The organism is Hyphomicrobium sp. DY-1, assembly GCF_047497105.1.
Taxonomy (GTDB): domain Bacteria; phylum Pseudomonadota; class Alphaproteobacteria; order Rhizobiales; family Hyphomicrobiaceae; genus Hyphomicrobium_B.
In genome coordinates this window covers 2,393,687-2,410,000 of the sequence record NZ_CP134870.1, presented here as the reverse complement: position 1 = coordinate 2,410,000, position 16,314 = coordinate 2,393,687, and the positions used below count along the sequence as shown (strand labels likewise).

General features: G+C 61.8%; 8 protein-coding genes. 5 read left to right on the top strand and 3 right to left on the bottom strand.

Features of this window, described 5'->3' with window-relative positions; genetic code table 11:
* The first annotated feature begins 36 nt into the window (after window positions 1–36).
* From RLW41_RS11405 to RLW41_RS11390, 4 genes are all read left to right on the top strand, one after another.
* The gene (locus RLW41_RS11405) at window positions 37–5,355 is read left to right on the top strand and encodes an alpha-2-macroglobulin family protein (RefSeq protein WP_414461492.1); all 5,319 of its coding nucleotides are present in this window, start codon (window positions 37–39) and stop codon (window positions 5,353–5,355) included.
* Window positions 5,356–5,466: 111 nt separating this feature from the next.
* Window positions 5,467–7,536, top strand: coding sequence for a penicillin-binding protein 1C (gene pbpC, locus RLW41_RS11400; RefSeq protein ID WP_414461491.1), 2,070 nt, complete (start codon window positions 5,467–5,469; stop codon window positions 7,534–7,536).
* A gap of 273 nt (window positions 7,537–7,809) precedes the next feature.
* Window positions 7,810–8,913 (top strand): poly(3-hydroxybutyrate) depolymerase, encoded by a 1,104-nt coding sequence (locus tag RLW41_RS11395; RefSeq protein WP_414461490.1) that lies wholly within the window; start codon window positions 7,810–7,812, stop codon window positions 8,911–8,913.
* A 74-nt stretch (window positions 8,914–8,987) separates the two neighbouring features.
* Entirely contained in the window at window positions 8,988–9,938 is a 951-nt protein-coding gene (locus RLW41_RS11390; RefSeq protein ID WP_414461489.1) for a hypothetical protein, read from the top strand.
* Here the strand turns inward: RLW41_RS11390 and RLW41_RS11385 are convergent.
* The 3 genes from RLW41_RS11385 to RLW41_RS11375 all read right to left on the bottom strand — a co-directional run bounded on the left by RLW41_RS11385 (window position 9,935) and on the right by RLW41_RS11375 (window position 14,704).
* Window positions 9,935–10,915, bottom strand: coding sequence for a LysR substrate-binding domain-containing protein (locus tag RLW41_RS11385; RefSeq protein ID WP_414461488.1), 981 nt, complete (start codon window positions 10,913–10,915; stop codon window positions 9,935–9,937). The genes RLW41_RS11390 and RLW41_RS11385 overlap by 4 nt on opposite strands.
* Before the next feature lie 232 nt (window positions 10,916–11,147).
* Window positions 11,148–11,882, bottom strand: a complete 735-nt coding sequence (locus RLW41_RS11380; RefSeq protein WP_414461487.1) for a hypothetical protein — start codon at window positions 11,880–11,882, stop codon at window positions 11,148–11,150.
* 155 nt (window positions 11,883–12,037) lie between these two features.
* On the bottom strand, window positions 12,038–14,704 hold the full coding sequence (locus RLW41_RS11375) for a TIGR02302 family protein (RefSeq protein ID WP_414461486.1): 2,667 nt from the start codon (window positions 14,702–14,704) through the stop codon (window positions 12,038–12,040).
* A 325-nt stretch (window positions 14,705–15,029) separates the two neighbouring features.
* Here RLW41_RS11375 and RLW41_RS11370 point away from each other — a divergent pair, with 325 nt between their 5' ends.
* Window positions 15,030–16,313 carry an EAL domain-containing protein gene (locus RLW41_RS11370; RefSeq protein WP_414461485.1) on the top strand — a complete coding sequence of 428 codons (1,284 nt, stop codon included), beginning with the start codon at window positions 15,030–15,032 and terminating at the stop codon, window positions 16,311–16,313.
* The last annotated feature ends 1 nt before the right edge of the window (window position 16,314 follow it).

Genomic DNA, 16,314 nt, shown 5'->3' with positions numbered 1-16,314 from the left:
TCGGACGTCGAGGCTTTCACACAGGATGCCACCCCCATGATTTTCCTCGCGCGCCTTGCAGCGGTTTTCACGCTCATGCTGGCGACCTTCGCAACCGCCAGCGCCGATCCCAAACCGTTCCTGCATCAGGGCATCGCCGCCGATGCCAAACGCTATGAGGCCTATCTCAAGGCCAACTGGAAACCGGACGGCAAAACGCCCGCCGCGCTGAAAGCTCAGGCCGAAAAAGACTTTGCGAGCGATCCGCGGGCCGCCTCTCGCGCGCTCGCCAATGTCGTCTCGGCAAACGCTCAGGACTCTGCTGCCTGGACGCGCCTCGCCGAAGCGCTTCTCGCCATTCCGCCTGATCCCAATAATACGAGCGAACGCTACGATCTCGCGATCTATGCCTCCGGCGCGGCTTACACCGGCTACCAGCGCGCAACCGATAAGAACGAGAAAGCCCACGCGCTTTACGTGCTCGGGCGCACGCTCGAGGCCCGCTCCTATTGGCGTCCCGCGATCGACGCGCTGAGCCTCAGCCTCGCGCTCGCCGACGACCAGACCACACGCGAAATGTATGACAAGCTGCGCGGCCAGTACGGCTTCCGCATGACCGATTACAAGACCGACAACGACGCGACGCCGCCGCGCCTCTGCCTGCAGTTCTCAGAAGACCTGTCGCGCACGCAGACCGACGTTGCGAAATTCATTTCCGTCGGCGGCAAAGACCCGCAAAACCTCGTGCAGGACGGCAAGCAGCTTTGCCTCGAAGGCCTGAAGTACGGCGAACGCTATCAGGTTCAGATCCGTGCCGGACTGCCGTCCGACATCGGCGAGAAACTGCTGAAAACCTCCGACATCGCCGTCTACATTCCCGACCGCACGCCGTACGTCCGCTTCGGCGGCAAAGCCTATGTGCTGCCCTCACGCGGCCAGCAGGGCATTCCGGTAACGACGACGAACACCAGCAAGATCGACGTCGAAGTTTATCGCATCGGCGACCGTAACCTCGCGACGACGCTGCAAAACGGCGACATGGCGCGCCAGCTTTCGAGCTACGACGTCGACAACATTCGCGATCGTTCGGGCATCAAGGTCTACGAAGGCCAGATGGACATTGCCTCCAAGCTCAACGAGGACGTGACGACCGCCGTGCCCGTGACCGACGCCACCGGCAAGCTCGAACCGGGTGTCTACGTCATGGTCGCCAAGCCCTCCGAAAAGCAAAAGCAGGAGAGCTATGAACGCGCGACGCAGTGGTTCATCGTTTCCGACCTCGGCCTCACCGCGTTCAGCGGCAATGACGGCGTGCACGCGTTCGTCCGTTCGCTGAGCGACGCCATCGCTGTCGGCGGCACGTCTGTGAAGCTGATTGCCAAAAACAATGAGGTGCTTGCGACTGCCACGACCGACGAGCATGGCTACGCCAAGTTCGACGCCGCGATCACCAAAGGCGAAGGCGGCTCGGCGCCCGCAATCCTCGTCGCACAGAAAGGCGAAGGCGAATACGCTTTCCTCGATCTGACGCTCAACGCCTTCGATCTCTCCGACCGCGGCGTGCAGGGCCGCGATCCGTCCGGCCCCGTCGATGCCTACGTCTATACCGAGCGCGGTGTCTATCGCGGCGGCGAGGACGTGAACGTCACGGCGCTCGTGCGCGATCAGTTCGGCAAATCGTCATCCGTCCCGGCAACGCTGATGGTCTTCCGCCCCGATGGCGTTGAGCAGACGCGCTTCCTGATGAACGATCAGGGTCTCGGCGGCCGCGCGCACGTCGTGCATCTCGCCAAGACCGCAATGACCGGCACCTGGCGTGCGAAGCTCTATACCGATCCGAAATCAGAGCCGATCGCGGAGCGGTCATTCCTCGTCGAAGATTTCGTCCCCGAACGCCTCGACATGACGCTCTCATCGAAAATCAAGGCGCTCGCGCCGGATGAAAACCAAGCGATTGACGCCGATGGCCGCTATCTCTACGGCCCGCCCGCCGCTGGGCTCGGCCTCGAAGGCGAAGTCGTCGTCAAGGCATCGAACGGAGACGTTCCCGGTTATACCGGCTATATCTTCGGCCAAGCTGACGAGTTCGTAACGCCGGTACGTCAGGCGCTGCCGGCGAACCTCGCGATGGCTCAGAACGGCAAGGCGTCGATCCCGATCACGCTGCCGCAAATGCCGAAGACGGCTAAGCCTCTGGAAGCCGCGATCTCGGTCAAGCTGCGTGAGGACGGTGGCCGCACGATTGAGCGCAACATCACGCTGCCCGTCGATCTGAAGCTTGAACGCGTCGGCATCAAGCCGTTGTTCGATAACCTCACCGCGCCCGAAGACCAGCCCGCCGAATTCAACGTCGTTCTGCTCGGAGCGGACGGTAAAGCCGAAGCGTCAAGCAACCTCACCTGGACGCTGACGCGCCTCGATACGACGTGGCAATGGTATCGCCGCGACGGCACCTGGACCTATGACTCCGTAACCGTGAAGCGCAAGATCGGCAGCGGCCCGCTCTCCGTCACCGCCGACGGCGCTGCCAAGATCTCGCAGCAGATCCAGTGGGGCCGCTACCGGCTCGACGTCGCCTCGAACGACTCCGATGGTCCGGCTTCAAGCCTCATCTTCAACGCCGGTTGGTACACATCGGGCGACTCAGTTGATTCACCCGAGCAGCTCGACGTCGCGCTGGATAAAGACAACTACAAAGCCGGCGACACCGCGAAGCTGCGCATCGCCTCGAAGCTGGGCGGCAAAGCGCTCGTCGCCGTGCTCGGCACCGGTCTCGACCTGATGAAAGAAGTCGATATCGCCAAGGGTGGCGGCGAAGTCGAAATCCCCGTCGATAGCAACTGGGGTCCGGGTGCCTACGCCACCGCGATCCTCTATCGCCCAATGGACGAAGCCGCAAAGCGTATGCCGAGCCGCGCCATCGGCATCCGCTGGCTGCCGATTGACCAGAGCAGCAAGCAGCTCAAAGTTGCCGTGACACTTCCGGACAAGGTGAAGTCCGGTGCACACGTCGATGTGCCGCTGAAGATTGCTGGCTTGGCACCCGGCGAAGACGCTCGCGTCGTCGTTGCGGCTGTCGATCTCGGCATTCTAAATCTCACCCGCTTCGAAACGCCCGCCCCGGAGAAGTGGTTCGGTCAGCAGCAGAAGCTGTCATTCGAAATCCGCGACTTCTACGGCAAGCTGATCGACGGTATGCGCGCTGACCGCGGCAAGCTCCGCTCAGGCGGCGACGGCACCGCCGCGCTGCAAGGCAATCCGACGGTCGAAACGGTCGTGTCGCTCTATTCCGGCATCGTACAGGTGAAAGACGACGGCACTGCGAGCGTGTCGTTTGATCTGCCGGACTTCAACGGCACCGTCCGCTTCATGGCGGTTGCCTGGAGCAAGGATAAGGTCGGCCACGGCTCGGGCGATTTGATCGTCCGCGACGCCGTTGCGCTGACCGCCGCCGTGCCGCGCTTCATGACGCTTGGCGACGAGGTCGATCTCGGCTTCTCGATCCACAACGTCGATGGGCCGGCCGCGCCGTACAAACTCACGCTGTCCCAGAAAACCGGCGACGACCGCAACGAAATGCTCTCTCCCGTTGCCGACAAGACGGCCGACTTGAAGCGGGGCGAACGCATCATGCCGCGTGTTGTCTTCAAGCCGACCGAGCTTGGTGAGATCACGTTGAAAGCCGTCGTCACCGGCCCGAATGATATCGCCGTCAAGCGCGAGATGACGTTCAATGTCTTCCCGCCCGCGGGCGACATCAAGCGCACGACGATTTCGTCACTGAAGCCCGGCGGCAAGCTCGTCGTCTCGTCCGATATCGCTTACGACCTGATCCCGTCACGCACGCGGATCAACATGTCGGTCGGACCGGCCGCGCGCCTCGACGTGCCGACACTTCTCGCCCAGCTCGACCGCTATCCCTACGGCTGCGCCGAGCAGACGGTGTCGCGTGCGATGCCGCTCGTCGTCGCCAATGCGGTCGCGGCTCAAATTGGGATCGCACAGGACAAAGAGCTGAAGGAGCGCGTGCAGAAAGCCATCGGCCGCGTCTTCGAAATGCAGGACTCGACAGGCGCGTTCGGCGTCTGGGGTCCATACAGCACCGACTTATGGCTGACGGCTTACGTCACCGACTTCCTGACCCGTGCGAAGGAAGCGAATTACGACGTGCCGCGCGAGAACTTCAATCGCGCGCTCGACCGGCTGCAAAACTTCATCGCTTATGCGTCCGACTTCGAGAAGGGCGGCGAAGACAGGGCCTATGCGCTCTATGTTCTCGCCCGCAACGCCCGCGCACCCATCGGCGATCTTCGCTACTACGCCGACGAACGCATCGACCGCTTCTCGACGCCGCTGGCAAAAGCGCAAATCGGCGCCGCGCTCGCGATGATGGGCGACAAGGAACGCGCCGAGCGCACGTTCTCGGCGGCTCTCGCCGCAATGCCCGATACGCCCGATAGCGGCTATCGCAGCGACTACGGCTCGACGCTTCGCGATGGCGCAGCTCTCGTCACGCTCGCCGCCGAAACCGGCATTGCGCGGGAAGAGCAGCCGAAGCTCGCCACCGTCATCGCCAAGGCCTACGAGACGCGCACGTACACATCCACGCAGGAACAAGCCTGGATGCTGCTCGCCGCGAAAGCTCTGAACGATGAGGTGAAAGCAACGACGCTCGCCGTGGACGGTAAACCGGTGAACGGCCCGTTGCTGAAGGGTCTGACGCCCGCCGAATTGAAGAATGGCGCGCTGACGATCACCAACAACGGCGACACCGCCGTCGATGCCGTCATCTCGGTTCTCGGCGCGGCACTCACGCCTGAGCCGCCGGTCTCGAAAGGCTTCAAGATCGAACGCGAGGCCTACACGGTCGATGGCAAGAAGATCGATCTCGCAAGCCTTACAGGCGGCAAGGCCAAGGTGAAGCAGAACGATCGCTTCGTCATGGTCGTGAAGGTCACGTCCGATGATCCGGCGGGCCGCGTCATGGTCGTCGATCGCTTGCCCGCGGGCTTCGAGATCGAAAACCCGCATCTCGTCGAAAGCGGAGCGATCGCGAACCTTTCCTGGTTGAAATCGACGGCCGCACCCGAGCATACCGAGTTCCGCGACGATCGCTTTGTTGCGGCCTTCAACTTCGGAGCCGTGGCTTCGTCGTCCGACAGCGAGAATGGCGACACCAGCGACAACACGGTCACGCAGCCCGACGGCACGTCGCAAGCGAAGCCCGCGCCGACAACGGCAATGCTTGCCTACATCGTTCGCGCCGTGATGCCCGGTACGTTCGTCTATCCGGCGGCAACCGTCGAAGACATGTATCGGCCGGAACGCTACGCCCGCTCCGCGGCCGGCACGCTGACCGTCTCGCTGAAGGAGTGACGCGACGTGCGGCTGGGGCTTCGTTTGACATCGCTTAGAAGCAAGATCTCCTCTCTCCATTTCTTGAATGGAGGGAGGAGCACGCTGAGACGCATCGCGATTGCGGGGATTGTGGTCCTCGCAGTTGCCTCGGGCGGCGCCTACGGGCTCTATCTCAAAGCCTTCGCCGATGCCGGACCGCTGCCGCTCGAAAACGCGAAGGCCGTCTCGACCACCGTCGTCGACCGCGATGACCGCTTGCTTCGCGCCTTCACCACGACCGACGGCATGTGGCGCCTGCCGCTCGACCCGAAAGACGTCGATCCGCACTATCTGAAAATGCTCTTCGCCTTCGAAGACAAGCGCTTCTATGTCCACCACGGCATCGACTCCAAAGCCGTCGTCCGCGCCGCGCTGCAGATGCTGCGTCACGGCCGGATTGTCTCCGGCGGCTCGACGCTAACAATGCAGGTCGCTCGCCTGCTTGACGGCCGCCACGAACGCACCGCCAGCGGCAAGCTTCGCCAGATGGCCCGCGCCATCGAACTCGAACGCGCGCTGTCAAAACGCGAAATTTTAAAACTCTATCTTCGTCTCGCGCCCTTCGGCGGCAATCTCGAAGGCGTCCGCGCAGCCTCGCTCGCTTACTTCGGCAAGGAACCGAAACATTTATCGTTGGGCGAATGCGCGCTGCTCGTCGCCCTGCCGCAGTCGCCCGAGGTCCGCCGTCTCGACCGCAACCCGAAAGCCGCATTGCACGCCCGCAATCGCGTGCTGAATCGCGCCGTTGCCGCACACGTCATCACTGCCGCAGAAGCCGAGCGCGCCAAGGCCGAACGCATCCCGTCAGCGCGTTACGCGTTCCCTCTGCTCGCGCCACATCTGTCGGAAAGCGAAGTCGCCGCGCATCCGACCGAAAGCGTCATCAAACTGACGCTTGACCGCTATCTGCAGGCAAGCCTCGAACAACTCGCCCAGGATCATGCCCGATTGATCGGCGACAACGTCTCGACCGCCATCATCGTCGCCAACCACCAGACCGGCGAAATCCTCGCCGAGGTCGGCTCTGCCGATTATTTCGATAAGGATCGCCAGGGCGCTGTCGATATGGCAACCGCCATACGCTCCCCCGGCTCGACGCTGAAGCCGTTCATCTATGGCCTCGCCTTCGAAGCCGGTCTCGCGCATCCCGGAACGCTCATCGAGGACCGCCCGGTGCGCTTCGGCACCTACGCGCCGAAAAATTTCGATGAGGGCTATCACGGCACGGTTTCGATCCGCGAAGCTTTGGAGCAATCGTTCAACGTACCCGCTGTCCGCGTGCTCGCGCGCGTTGGACCGGGCAAGCTCGTCGGCCGCTTCCGCCGCGCCGGCGTCGAAGCCCGCTTTCCGGACAAATCCGAGCCGACGCTGGCAATGGCGCTCGGCGGCACCGGCCTGACGCTCGAGGACATGACGCAACTCTACGCGGCCCTCGCGCGCGGCGGCGATAGCATCATGCTGACCCACCGCTGGAGCGAGCGCGGCAAGGTCTGGGCGACGTCGCATCTGAAGCCGCTCGTCAATGCGCACCGCCTGATGTCGCCCCTCGCCGCTTGGTACGTCACCGATATTCTGAAGGACGCGCCGCCGCCGCTCAACGCCAAGGGCGGACGCTTCGCCTACAAGACCGGCACATCCTACGGCTATCGCGACGCCTGGGCGATTGGCTACGACGGCAAATATGTGATCGCGGCCTGGGTCGGCCGGCCAGACAATTCGAGCATTCCCGGCCTCGTCGGCCGCAGCGCCGCCGCGCCGATGTTGTTTGACGCGTTCGAGCGCGTTCCCGGCGGCCGCACGCCGTTGCGCGGCGCGCCTGCGAACGCCATCCGCGCGACGAACGCCGAGCTTCCCGCCCCGCTGAAACGCTGGCGCGATCCCGGCGACGATCCGGTCGCCGGAAAATTTCTCGAACCGCCGGTGCTGATCTCTTTCCCGCCCGATCAATCGGAAATCGCCGAATCCGATCTCGACGGCGATCCGCTGATCTTGAAAGCCGACGGCGGCGCGCTGCCGCTGACGTGGCTCATAGACGGCAAGCCCATTCCGTCCGATACCCACACGCGCGAAGCCACATGGCAACCCACCGAAGGCTTCGCCAAGCTGACCGTCATCGACGCAAACGGCCGCACCGACCGCGCAGCGATCCGCGTGCGGTAAGCGGTGATGTCATCCTCGGGCTTGTTCCGAGGATCCATCAAGCATCAGCACGAACTGCAAAACGGCTCCTCCGCCTAAAGCCGAGGATGACAATATTAAGCAAACTAAATCCGCTCCCCCGAGCGAGCACCGAGCCAAGTCAGACTTCAAACACAAATTCGGTGGCGTACAGGAAACCAAAAGTCCCATTTGGAACCGCAACGCCGATGGTGCAGAGTGCGCTGCGTATTCCATTTTTTTGACGCTTCGCGCATTCCGGATTTCAAACGCCCTATGATGTGTTGCCATTCCTTTTTCCGCAGCTTCGCGCTCGCCTTCGCCCTGATCGCAGTCGCCATTGCAAATGGCGGCTGCAACGACGCACAGCACGATGCGTCGTCGGCGCGGCAGCTGCCCGCACTTGGCGCCAAGGTTGATGAAACATCCGTATCGGGCATCTCATCGGGCGCCTACATGGCGGGTCAATTCCAGATGGCGCACGCCAAGCGCGTGATCGGCGCCGCTATCATTGCGGGCGGCCCTTACGGCTGCTCCGAGAGCATCTTTGCCAACACCATGCCAGGCACCGGCACGGCAATCTTGAATCTCAGCAAGGCCGTCAACGGCTGCATGCTGAACCTGCTCGGCATCTGGGGCGTCTCCGATCCCGAAGACCTCGCGAAGAAAGCCGAAGAACGCGCCGCCAAAGGCGAGATCGATCCGATCGCAGACGTCGTTCGCGACCGCATCTATCTCTTCACCGGCACATCCGATCGCACCGTTGCCCCTGCGATCGTCAGGCACGCGGCGGAATTCTACGAAAAGCTCGGCGTGCCGAAAGCCAACATCGACCTTGTCTCAGACCTGCCTGCGGGTCACGCGTTCGTCACCGACGATGAAGGCAGCGCCTGCAGCGTTTCCAGCGAACCCTACGTCGTCAACTGCGGTTATGATCAGGCTGGCGCGCTGCTGAAATTCATCTACGGCGATCTCCAGCCCCGCGCGACGACGCTCTCCGGCAACTTCTTTGAATTCGATCAGCGTCCATTCGTAAGTGACGACAACAGCGCCGAGCTTGCGGAAACCGGCGTCGTCTACGTGCCGAAGGCCTGCACCGAGACGCCCGGCTGCCGCGTCCACATCGCCTTTCACGGCTGCGCCCAGAATCGCGAGGCGGTCGGCGACACGTTCATCAAGGAATCGGGCTTCGCGCGATGGGCGGACACCAACCGCTTCATCGTGCTTTTTCCACAGGTGGCGGATTCGGCCGCCAACCCCCAAGGCTGTTGGGATTGGTGGGGTTATACAGGGCCACAGTATTTAACTCGTGACGCGCCGCAGATTGCCGCAGTGAATCGTATGCTCGATGCCTTGCAAGCGCCCGGCGGAGGCGCATAAAGCCTACCAGCAACAAACGTCGGGCAACCAGTAAGACCGGCGCATCAGGAGCACGGCAAACGGGGGGATTTTCAATGCTCGCACGCGAACGCCTTTTGGCACCCTTGTGGCCAGCACCCGGATCGGTTCGCAGGCCTTCGACATCCACCATCGCCCGCGCCGTCGAGCTGACGGTAGCCGCCGCAGCGATGGGACTGCTCGTGATGGCGGCAGCGCTCCCGAACGATTCCGATACGCGTGCCGCCGCGACCAATCCTCCAGTCTCAACCGCCCAGCATCCCGGCCGCGAAAGCGACTTCGGCGCCTACCTCGGCGCGCCTTATCACTATCCGAGCGATTTTCATTACGTGAAGCCCGGCAACTCTGATCTGACGATCAAGAAGATCGACTGGTTCACACTGCCGTTCGAAAACCCGCTTTACTACGGCGTGCGCATCCAGCGCTGGTTCAGCGGCCGCTTCGGCACGATGCTTGACTTCACGCACTCGAAAGTCCACGCGCCGTTCGACGACCAGCAGTTCGACATGGAAGGCACCTTTGACGGCAAGCCGGTGCCGCCAAAAGGGCGCGTTGGCGATTACTTCAAGAAACTTGAATGGACGCACGGCCACAACATGCTGACGCTCAACGGCCTGATGCGTCTGCCGTCGCTCGGCATCTTCTCGCCCTACTTCGGCGCGGGCGCAGGTCTGTCGTTCCCGCATTCGGAAATCTATCCGAAGAACGCACCATCGCGGACCTACGAATACCAGTACACCGGTCCCGTCGCCCAGGCGCTGTTCGGCATCGAGCTGCGGCTCAAGACCGGTTCGGTCTTCATCGAATACAAATTCACGAGCGCCGATTATTGGGGGCCGCTAACGGGCCGCGACGGCACCTGGTTCCCGATCGACATGTGGCGCCAGTTCTCGCGCTGGTGGTCGGGCGAGCCGACGAAAGACGGCTGGGCGGGCGCCAAACTGACGAGCCATCAGGTGATCGGCGGTTTCCTCACGCGCTTCGTGCCGAAACCGGCAACGCCCTAAGACACGCGAACGCTGCGGGACCGGGGAGCAGCTTTGGCTTTTCCGGTCTTACGGCTTTTGATTGAAGTTGCTGTCTGCATTGATTTGAGGGCCGCCTGGAACGTCTTGAGTTCGGCGGCAAGCCAAGTTTCGAATGCCATCGCCGCGTCCGAAATCTTCGCACCGGATCGGCGCACGAGATAATAGCCGAACCGCGTCGCCCTGATATCGAGCGGCCGAACAAGCCGGCCAGCGATGAGCGCATCACCCGCCTGGATTTGATCGGCGAGCGCCAAACCTTGCCCGGCTTCGGCTGCAGCAATGATGAGGTCGCCATTAAGTGTCGGCCCGGACGGCGTTACCTCGTCCGCGACGCCTGCCGCCGAAAGCCACGCGTCCCAGCATTCCTTCGCCGTCTCCTGAATGAGAAGACTGCCGTCCAGATCGGAGGCGACAAACAATGGATTGTCGCGCAAGAATTGAGGACTGCAGACCAGCGTCAGTTCAGAGAGCGCGAGTGGCTTGCTTTCGAGTCCTTCCCAGGCCCCGCCGCCCCAGCGGATGCCGAGGTCGACGTCCTCTTTGGAGAAATTGACGAGACGGGGCGTTGCATCAAGAACGATGTCGATATTCGGGTTCTGCGCCGTAAAGCCGCCGAGCCGCGGCACCAACCAGAGCGCGGCGAAAGCCGGATCGGATGTGACCATCAAACGCTTGCGTCGCCGCGACGGCCGCGCGAACTGACTGACCGCCGAAGCAAGAAGATCGAACCCTTTTGTAAGTTCGAGCGCCAGCGACCGGCCGACTTCCGTCAGCTCCACGCCGCGTCCCGTGCGTTCGAACAGTGGCGTGCGAAATTCCGCTTCGAGCGCGCGCACGTGACGGCTGATCGCAGCGTGCGTGACGTTGAGTTCGGAAGCCGCACGCGAAAAGCTCGACAGCCGCGCCGCGGCCTCGAACGCTTTGAGCGCATTCAGCGGTGGTAATCGTCGAGCCATGGCTGATGTAACAAAAACTTACACGTTATGTAAAGTAACGCCGTTTGTCCTGCGCGCGGAGGAAGCGCACCGTTCTCTCAGTGAATTCAAGAACGGAGGACGCAATGATGCGCGTGATCGAACACCTGATCGCAACTATCGAAGCGCTGATTTATCCCGACCGCCGCCCCTTCGATGACGAACCGCGATCCTGACAGAATGGAAGTCGGCGTGGGATGCCTTTCGTCAATGTTCAGGCTTGGAGATAGTTGCCCTGCTCGTCGGCCCATGGGCGAACGACTGACGCGCGCTTATGGTCTTCGTCGTCCGAAAAGAGCTTCTGCGTCAGGATCGCATAGGCAGCTTGCGCGTCGACGGATCCTTGGTCGAACGTTTGCGCACCATTCAGAACAAGATTGTTCACCGCTTGCTGAAGCGCATCCAATTTCGCACTGTCTTTGTCGGGCGTAGCATTCCGCGCCCCGATTGTCGGGTACGCAATTTGCTGTTCGGCTAAATAAGCAGGCATGTCTTTGAGCGACGGAATGGTTGTCGATCCCCATGCCCCGCTCCCTGTCGTAAAGGTTATAGAAAACTCCTCAGGCGGAAAATCTTCGCGGTGCGCAATAATCACGTCAAACAACGCATTGTTTCGAGCGTTGTCGGGATCCATATCAAAGATACCTTGTGCGCGCCCGTTGGCGATTTCTTCGTGGATCTTTTCACTGAACTCATCTTGCAGCGCCGGGTCCGAGAACGCTTGCACCAAGCCGTCAAAAATTTCGGCCGAGTTTGTCGTGAAATGAGCTGAACCGAGAAATTTGAAGACATCCGCAGAGGCCTCTTTGTGCGACAGGCTCTTCAACGCGGCCTTGGCGATCAGCGATGGAGGAGGCAGAGGTGTCGACGAGGACTGCGTACTAGCCTCTTCGCGCATCTGGAGAATGGAGAGGGCGGTGAAGGCGCTGGCAGAGGAAATCGGATTCATTATCGGCTCAAAAAAGCTAGCGGGGCGCTTCGTGACCGACGGACAAAAAACAGTCATATGCCTTTTGACATAGACCGCGTTAAGAACTCGCTAACCAAACTCTAACCTAAGCATTATTCGGGGGCGGACGTGCCGAGCAACCTCCGCGCCCGATATTAAAACCGCTTCAGCAGCCGGTCGATGTATTCGAGTTCGTCCTCGGGACGCGTATTCTGACCGGCGCGCTTGCGCAGCTCTTCGAGGATCTCACGCGCCCGCTGGGCGTCGATCGCATCCGGCACCTTCACCGAATTGCCGAAGTCCGGACCTTGCGCCCGCTGCGGCCGTCCAAACGGATCGCGCGGTGAGGAACCGCCTCGGCCCAGCCGCTGCTGCGCGTTCTTCTGCATCTGCTCAGCCATCTGCTGCGCGCTCTGGCGCATCTGGTCGAGCGCTTGGCCTTGCTGGTTCGCGGCTTCGTCGAGATCGCCCTGCTTCAGGGCATCCTGAGCCTTGCCCATCGCATCCTGCGCATTGCCAAGCTTGTCGGGATCGCCGGCGCCCATCTGCTCAAGATCCTTCTTGAGCTGATCGAGTTCGTTGCGCAGTTGCGCCTGCCGGTCCTGCAAGCTGCCCTTGCCGCGCCGCTGCTGCTGCCCGCCGGACTGTCCCTGCTGGCCCTGCGGACCTTCGCCCTGGTCGGCGCCGCCTTCTTGATCGCCCTGCATGCCGTTGTCGCCGCGCTGCTGGCCCTGGCCCTGCTTGCCCTTGGAACCGGTCCGCGGTTGACCGTCCTGACCCTGCTGGTCTTCCTGCGAGCCGCCCTGCCCTTCCTGGCGGCGACGCTCGCTGAACGTATCGTCCATCAGCTGCTGCTGCTTGCCGGTGAGATCGCTCAGCTGATTGAGCTTCTTCATCATCTGCTCGGCGCGCTGTTGCTGCGCGCGTGCTTCCGGCGTGTTGGCCGCCTGCAGGCGATCCATCAGCTCGCGCAGCTCTGAGAGCATCCGCTCGGCATCTTCGCGTGACCCTTCCCGCGCGCTCTTTTCAAGATCCTTCATCATCTGATCGAGATCTTGCTGGCCGAGTTGCTGGCTCTGATCGTCTGGCGGATTGCCTTGAGACGGATTGTCCTTTTCCGCCTGCTTCTGCATCTCATTGAGATAGTCATTGAGCCGCTTTCGCAGCTCCGCCATCGCGTCTTGAATTTCCTTATCGTCGCCTTTCTCGATGGCATCCGACAAGCGATCCTGCGCGTCTTTCAACGCCCGCTCGGCCTGCGAAAGATCACCGTCTTCGATCTTCAGCGCGATCTGCCAAAGCTCCGAGACCGACGAATTGATCGCCTCGCGCGAGTCCTCGCGGTCGAGCCGATGAAAGACCGACCTGAGCCCCAGATAGACGCCGTTGTCCGTGATGAACCCTTCAGGCTCCATCGTCAGCGCATCGAGCGCACGCACGACCATCGGCCGATTGCGCGAATCGTCCATGAGTTTGCCGCGCTGCTCCACAACGGCGCGCGCCAGCGGATTTTTGAAACGGCGCGACGGCAGCACGACTTCGATCGTCTTGCTGCGCCCGATCTGGCCCCCGACATCCGTCGCTTCCAGCCACAGCTTGACGCGTTGCCCTGCAAGCGGGTTCTCAGCCACGTCGAGAAGCGTCGACGTATCGACCGTCTTGGCGCCCGGACGAGGAATGCGCAGGCTCAGCACCGGCGGCCGTTCGAGCGGCAGTCGCGGCCCGGTGAGCGCGGGCGGCTGCGCCCACGCCTTCGACGGATCGACGGGCTTAGGCGGAATTTTTTGCACCTTCACCTCGGCACTTTGAATGCCGTAATCGTCGTCCGCCTTGTAGGTCACGCGCATCGAGCCACGCGGAGTGCCGCTAATCGGCTTCGTCATTGCGATCTTCGGCGGCGCATCGACGATGACGTCGAACGTCCACAACCCAAGCTCTTGTGACCCCGCAAGCGCCCGCACCCGCGCTGACTTGCGGATCTCGTAACGAACCTCGGCGACATTGGCCATGTCGCTGTTCTTCGGTGCGTCGGCCTTCGGCTTCTCGGGCTTGACGGTCAGCGGCTCGGTCGCGCCATCCGCGAGGACTTCGAGCGAGACGCCTTTGGAATCGAAGCCGACGCCTCTCAGCGTCAGCAGGCTATGATCGGGCACCTCGAAAAACTTGCCCTGCTCCGGTGTTTGCTCATCGGCCTGCTTCGAACCATCAGCCAGCAACACGGGCGGTAAGCCGGTGTAGGGCGGCGGAGTGACCCAGGCATCGAGACGCGCAGGCGGACCATGCTCGTTCGTGCCGAAGCGGAACGCAGCCGCAAGCCGGTCTCCGAGGCTGCCGGTCGCCATCACCGCGACGGGGATCAGTAGCAGCAGCAATAGCCCGCGCACGGCCCACGGATCGAACCGATCCGTGCGCGGCGCAGGATTACCGACCTTCAGCCGCTGAATGGCTTTCGCCAGCCGCTGCCGGTGTGCCTGCCACAGCGCCGAGGTGTTGGCGTTTTCGGCACCCGAGGTCAGCGTATCTTCGTAAGAGGTCGCGGGCCGATGCGGCACGCCCGAACGGCGCTCGATGCGCCGGATCGCTTCATCGCGCGTCGGCCACGGAATGCGCACCGCGTAGATCACCGCGGCGACTGCAGCGATCGCGAAAGCGCCCAGCAAAATCTTATGCGGCAGAGGATCGAGGTTCGGCCACAACCCCAGGAACGACAGCATCGCGAACAGCATCGCAATGCCGAACACAAGCCATAGGCGCGGCCAAAGGCGTTCAAAGAACAACGCCAGCGCGCTGAGACGAACTTTACGCGCGAAAGAACGCGACATTTCGGGACCGGGGTCCCTGCTTTGGGGCTCTGGCATTAACTCAAGCTATCACGAGGACCAGCCTTGGCACGTTAACAAAATGCAACTTCCCTGATTTTGGAAGGGGCACGTGAGCCGGAAGAACAAGCTTGTGCCGACGTCGTTCCTGCGGCGGAAATAATCTCCACTCCACCACAAGTTGTCGCAGAGCGTCAATTCGCCTGCGCGAAAACTCCGTCGTCTGAGCAACCGCAGATTGACCCTGCCGACCAAAACTGTCAGCACTCCTACTAGGATGCCGGCGGACGATTCAATACGGGGCGCGTTCGGGCACCAAAGGATCGTTATGCTCTCTGAAGTGAATTCACAAGGTGCCGACGCCGTTAGCGCCCGCTTGGCGTTCGCCCTTCAAAATGGGCATATTTGGCCGGCATTTCAGCCAATTGTCGATATTCAATCAGGCGGCCTGCGAGGCTTCGAGGTTCTGGCGCGCTGGACCGATCCTCAAGCCGGCGAGATCAGCCCAGCAACGTTTATTCCCTTCCTGGAACAGCACGATCAGATCGATAAGCTTTTCAACCATCTCGTGTATTCGGCATGCCCTGCCGCCGCAGACTGGCCCGGCCAGTTCTTTCTGGCCTTCAACCTTTCGCCCAAGCAGTTGGTCGGCAAGGGTTTCCCGGTCGAGCTCGCCGAAACCGTCCAGTCGACCGGCTTCCCCCTTGCACGCTTCCAGGTAGAGGTCACGGAGAGTTCGCTCATTTCGGACGTGGAGGGTGCCTACGCCAATCTCAACGAACTCGACGACATGGGCATCAAAGTCGCGATCGACGATTTCGGAACTGGCTATTCGAGCTTGGCGCGCCTTGAGGCCTTCCCCTTTCGCAAGCTCAAGATCGACGCCTGTTTCGTCCGAGGTCTCGACCGCGACCGAAGCAAGCGGCGCATAGCGGCTGCCATTATCGGACTAGGCCAAAGTCTGGGGATTACGGTGGTGGCCGAAGGCGTCGAAACCTCGAGAGAGGAAGGTGTGTTGCGAGACTTAGGATGCAACCTAGGCCAGGGCTGGCTCTACGGCAGACCAACATCGAAAGATGAAGCTAGGCGGGCGCTGCAAGTTCTCTCATCGACAAGCGAAGTCGACGTACCACTCGATGTCTCGCCGTTTCAGCAGCTTCACCAGTTAGCCACGCTCTACAAGCAAGCACCTGTTGGCCTTTGTTTCTTGGATCTAAGCTTCCGGCACGTGCGGGCCAACGATCGGTTCGCAAGCATCCATAACATGACGGGCAGCGAGCTAGAGGGGAAAACCATCTCGGACGTCATGAGCGGACCGACCTTGGCAACGGTGAAACGCATCCTCAATCAGTCTCTGCTCAGCGACGAACCGATCACAGAAAATTACGTCCACGGCGACAGGCACCTTCGCGTGATATGCACGAGGGTTGTTGATCTCACCGGCGAGGTTATCGGCTTTTCAGGCGTTTCCCTCGACACCGAAGCGCCTTTGGAGAGCTGCCAACGCGTGCTGGAAGGCGCAGTCGCGTTTAGAAAACATCCGCCCGTGCTTCGAAGGTGCCCAGGCTGCAGCTCGGGCTCGCAATCCCAATTCAATGCTGGGACTAGCTGAT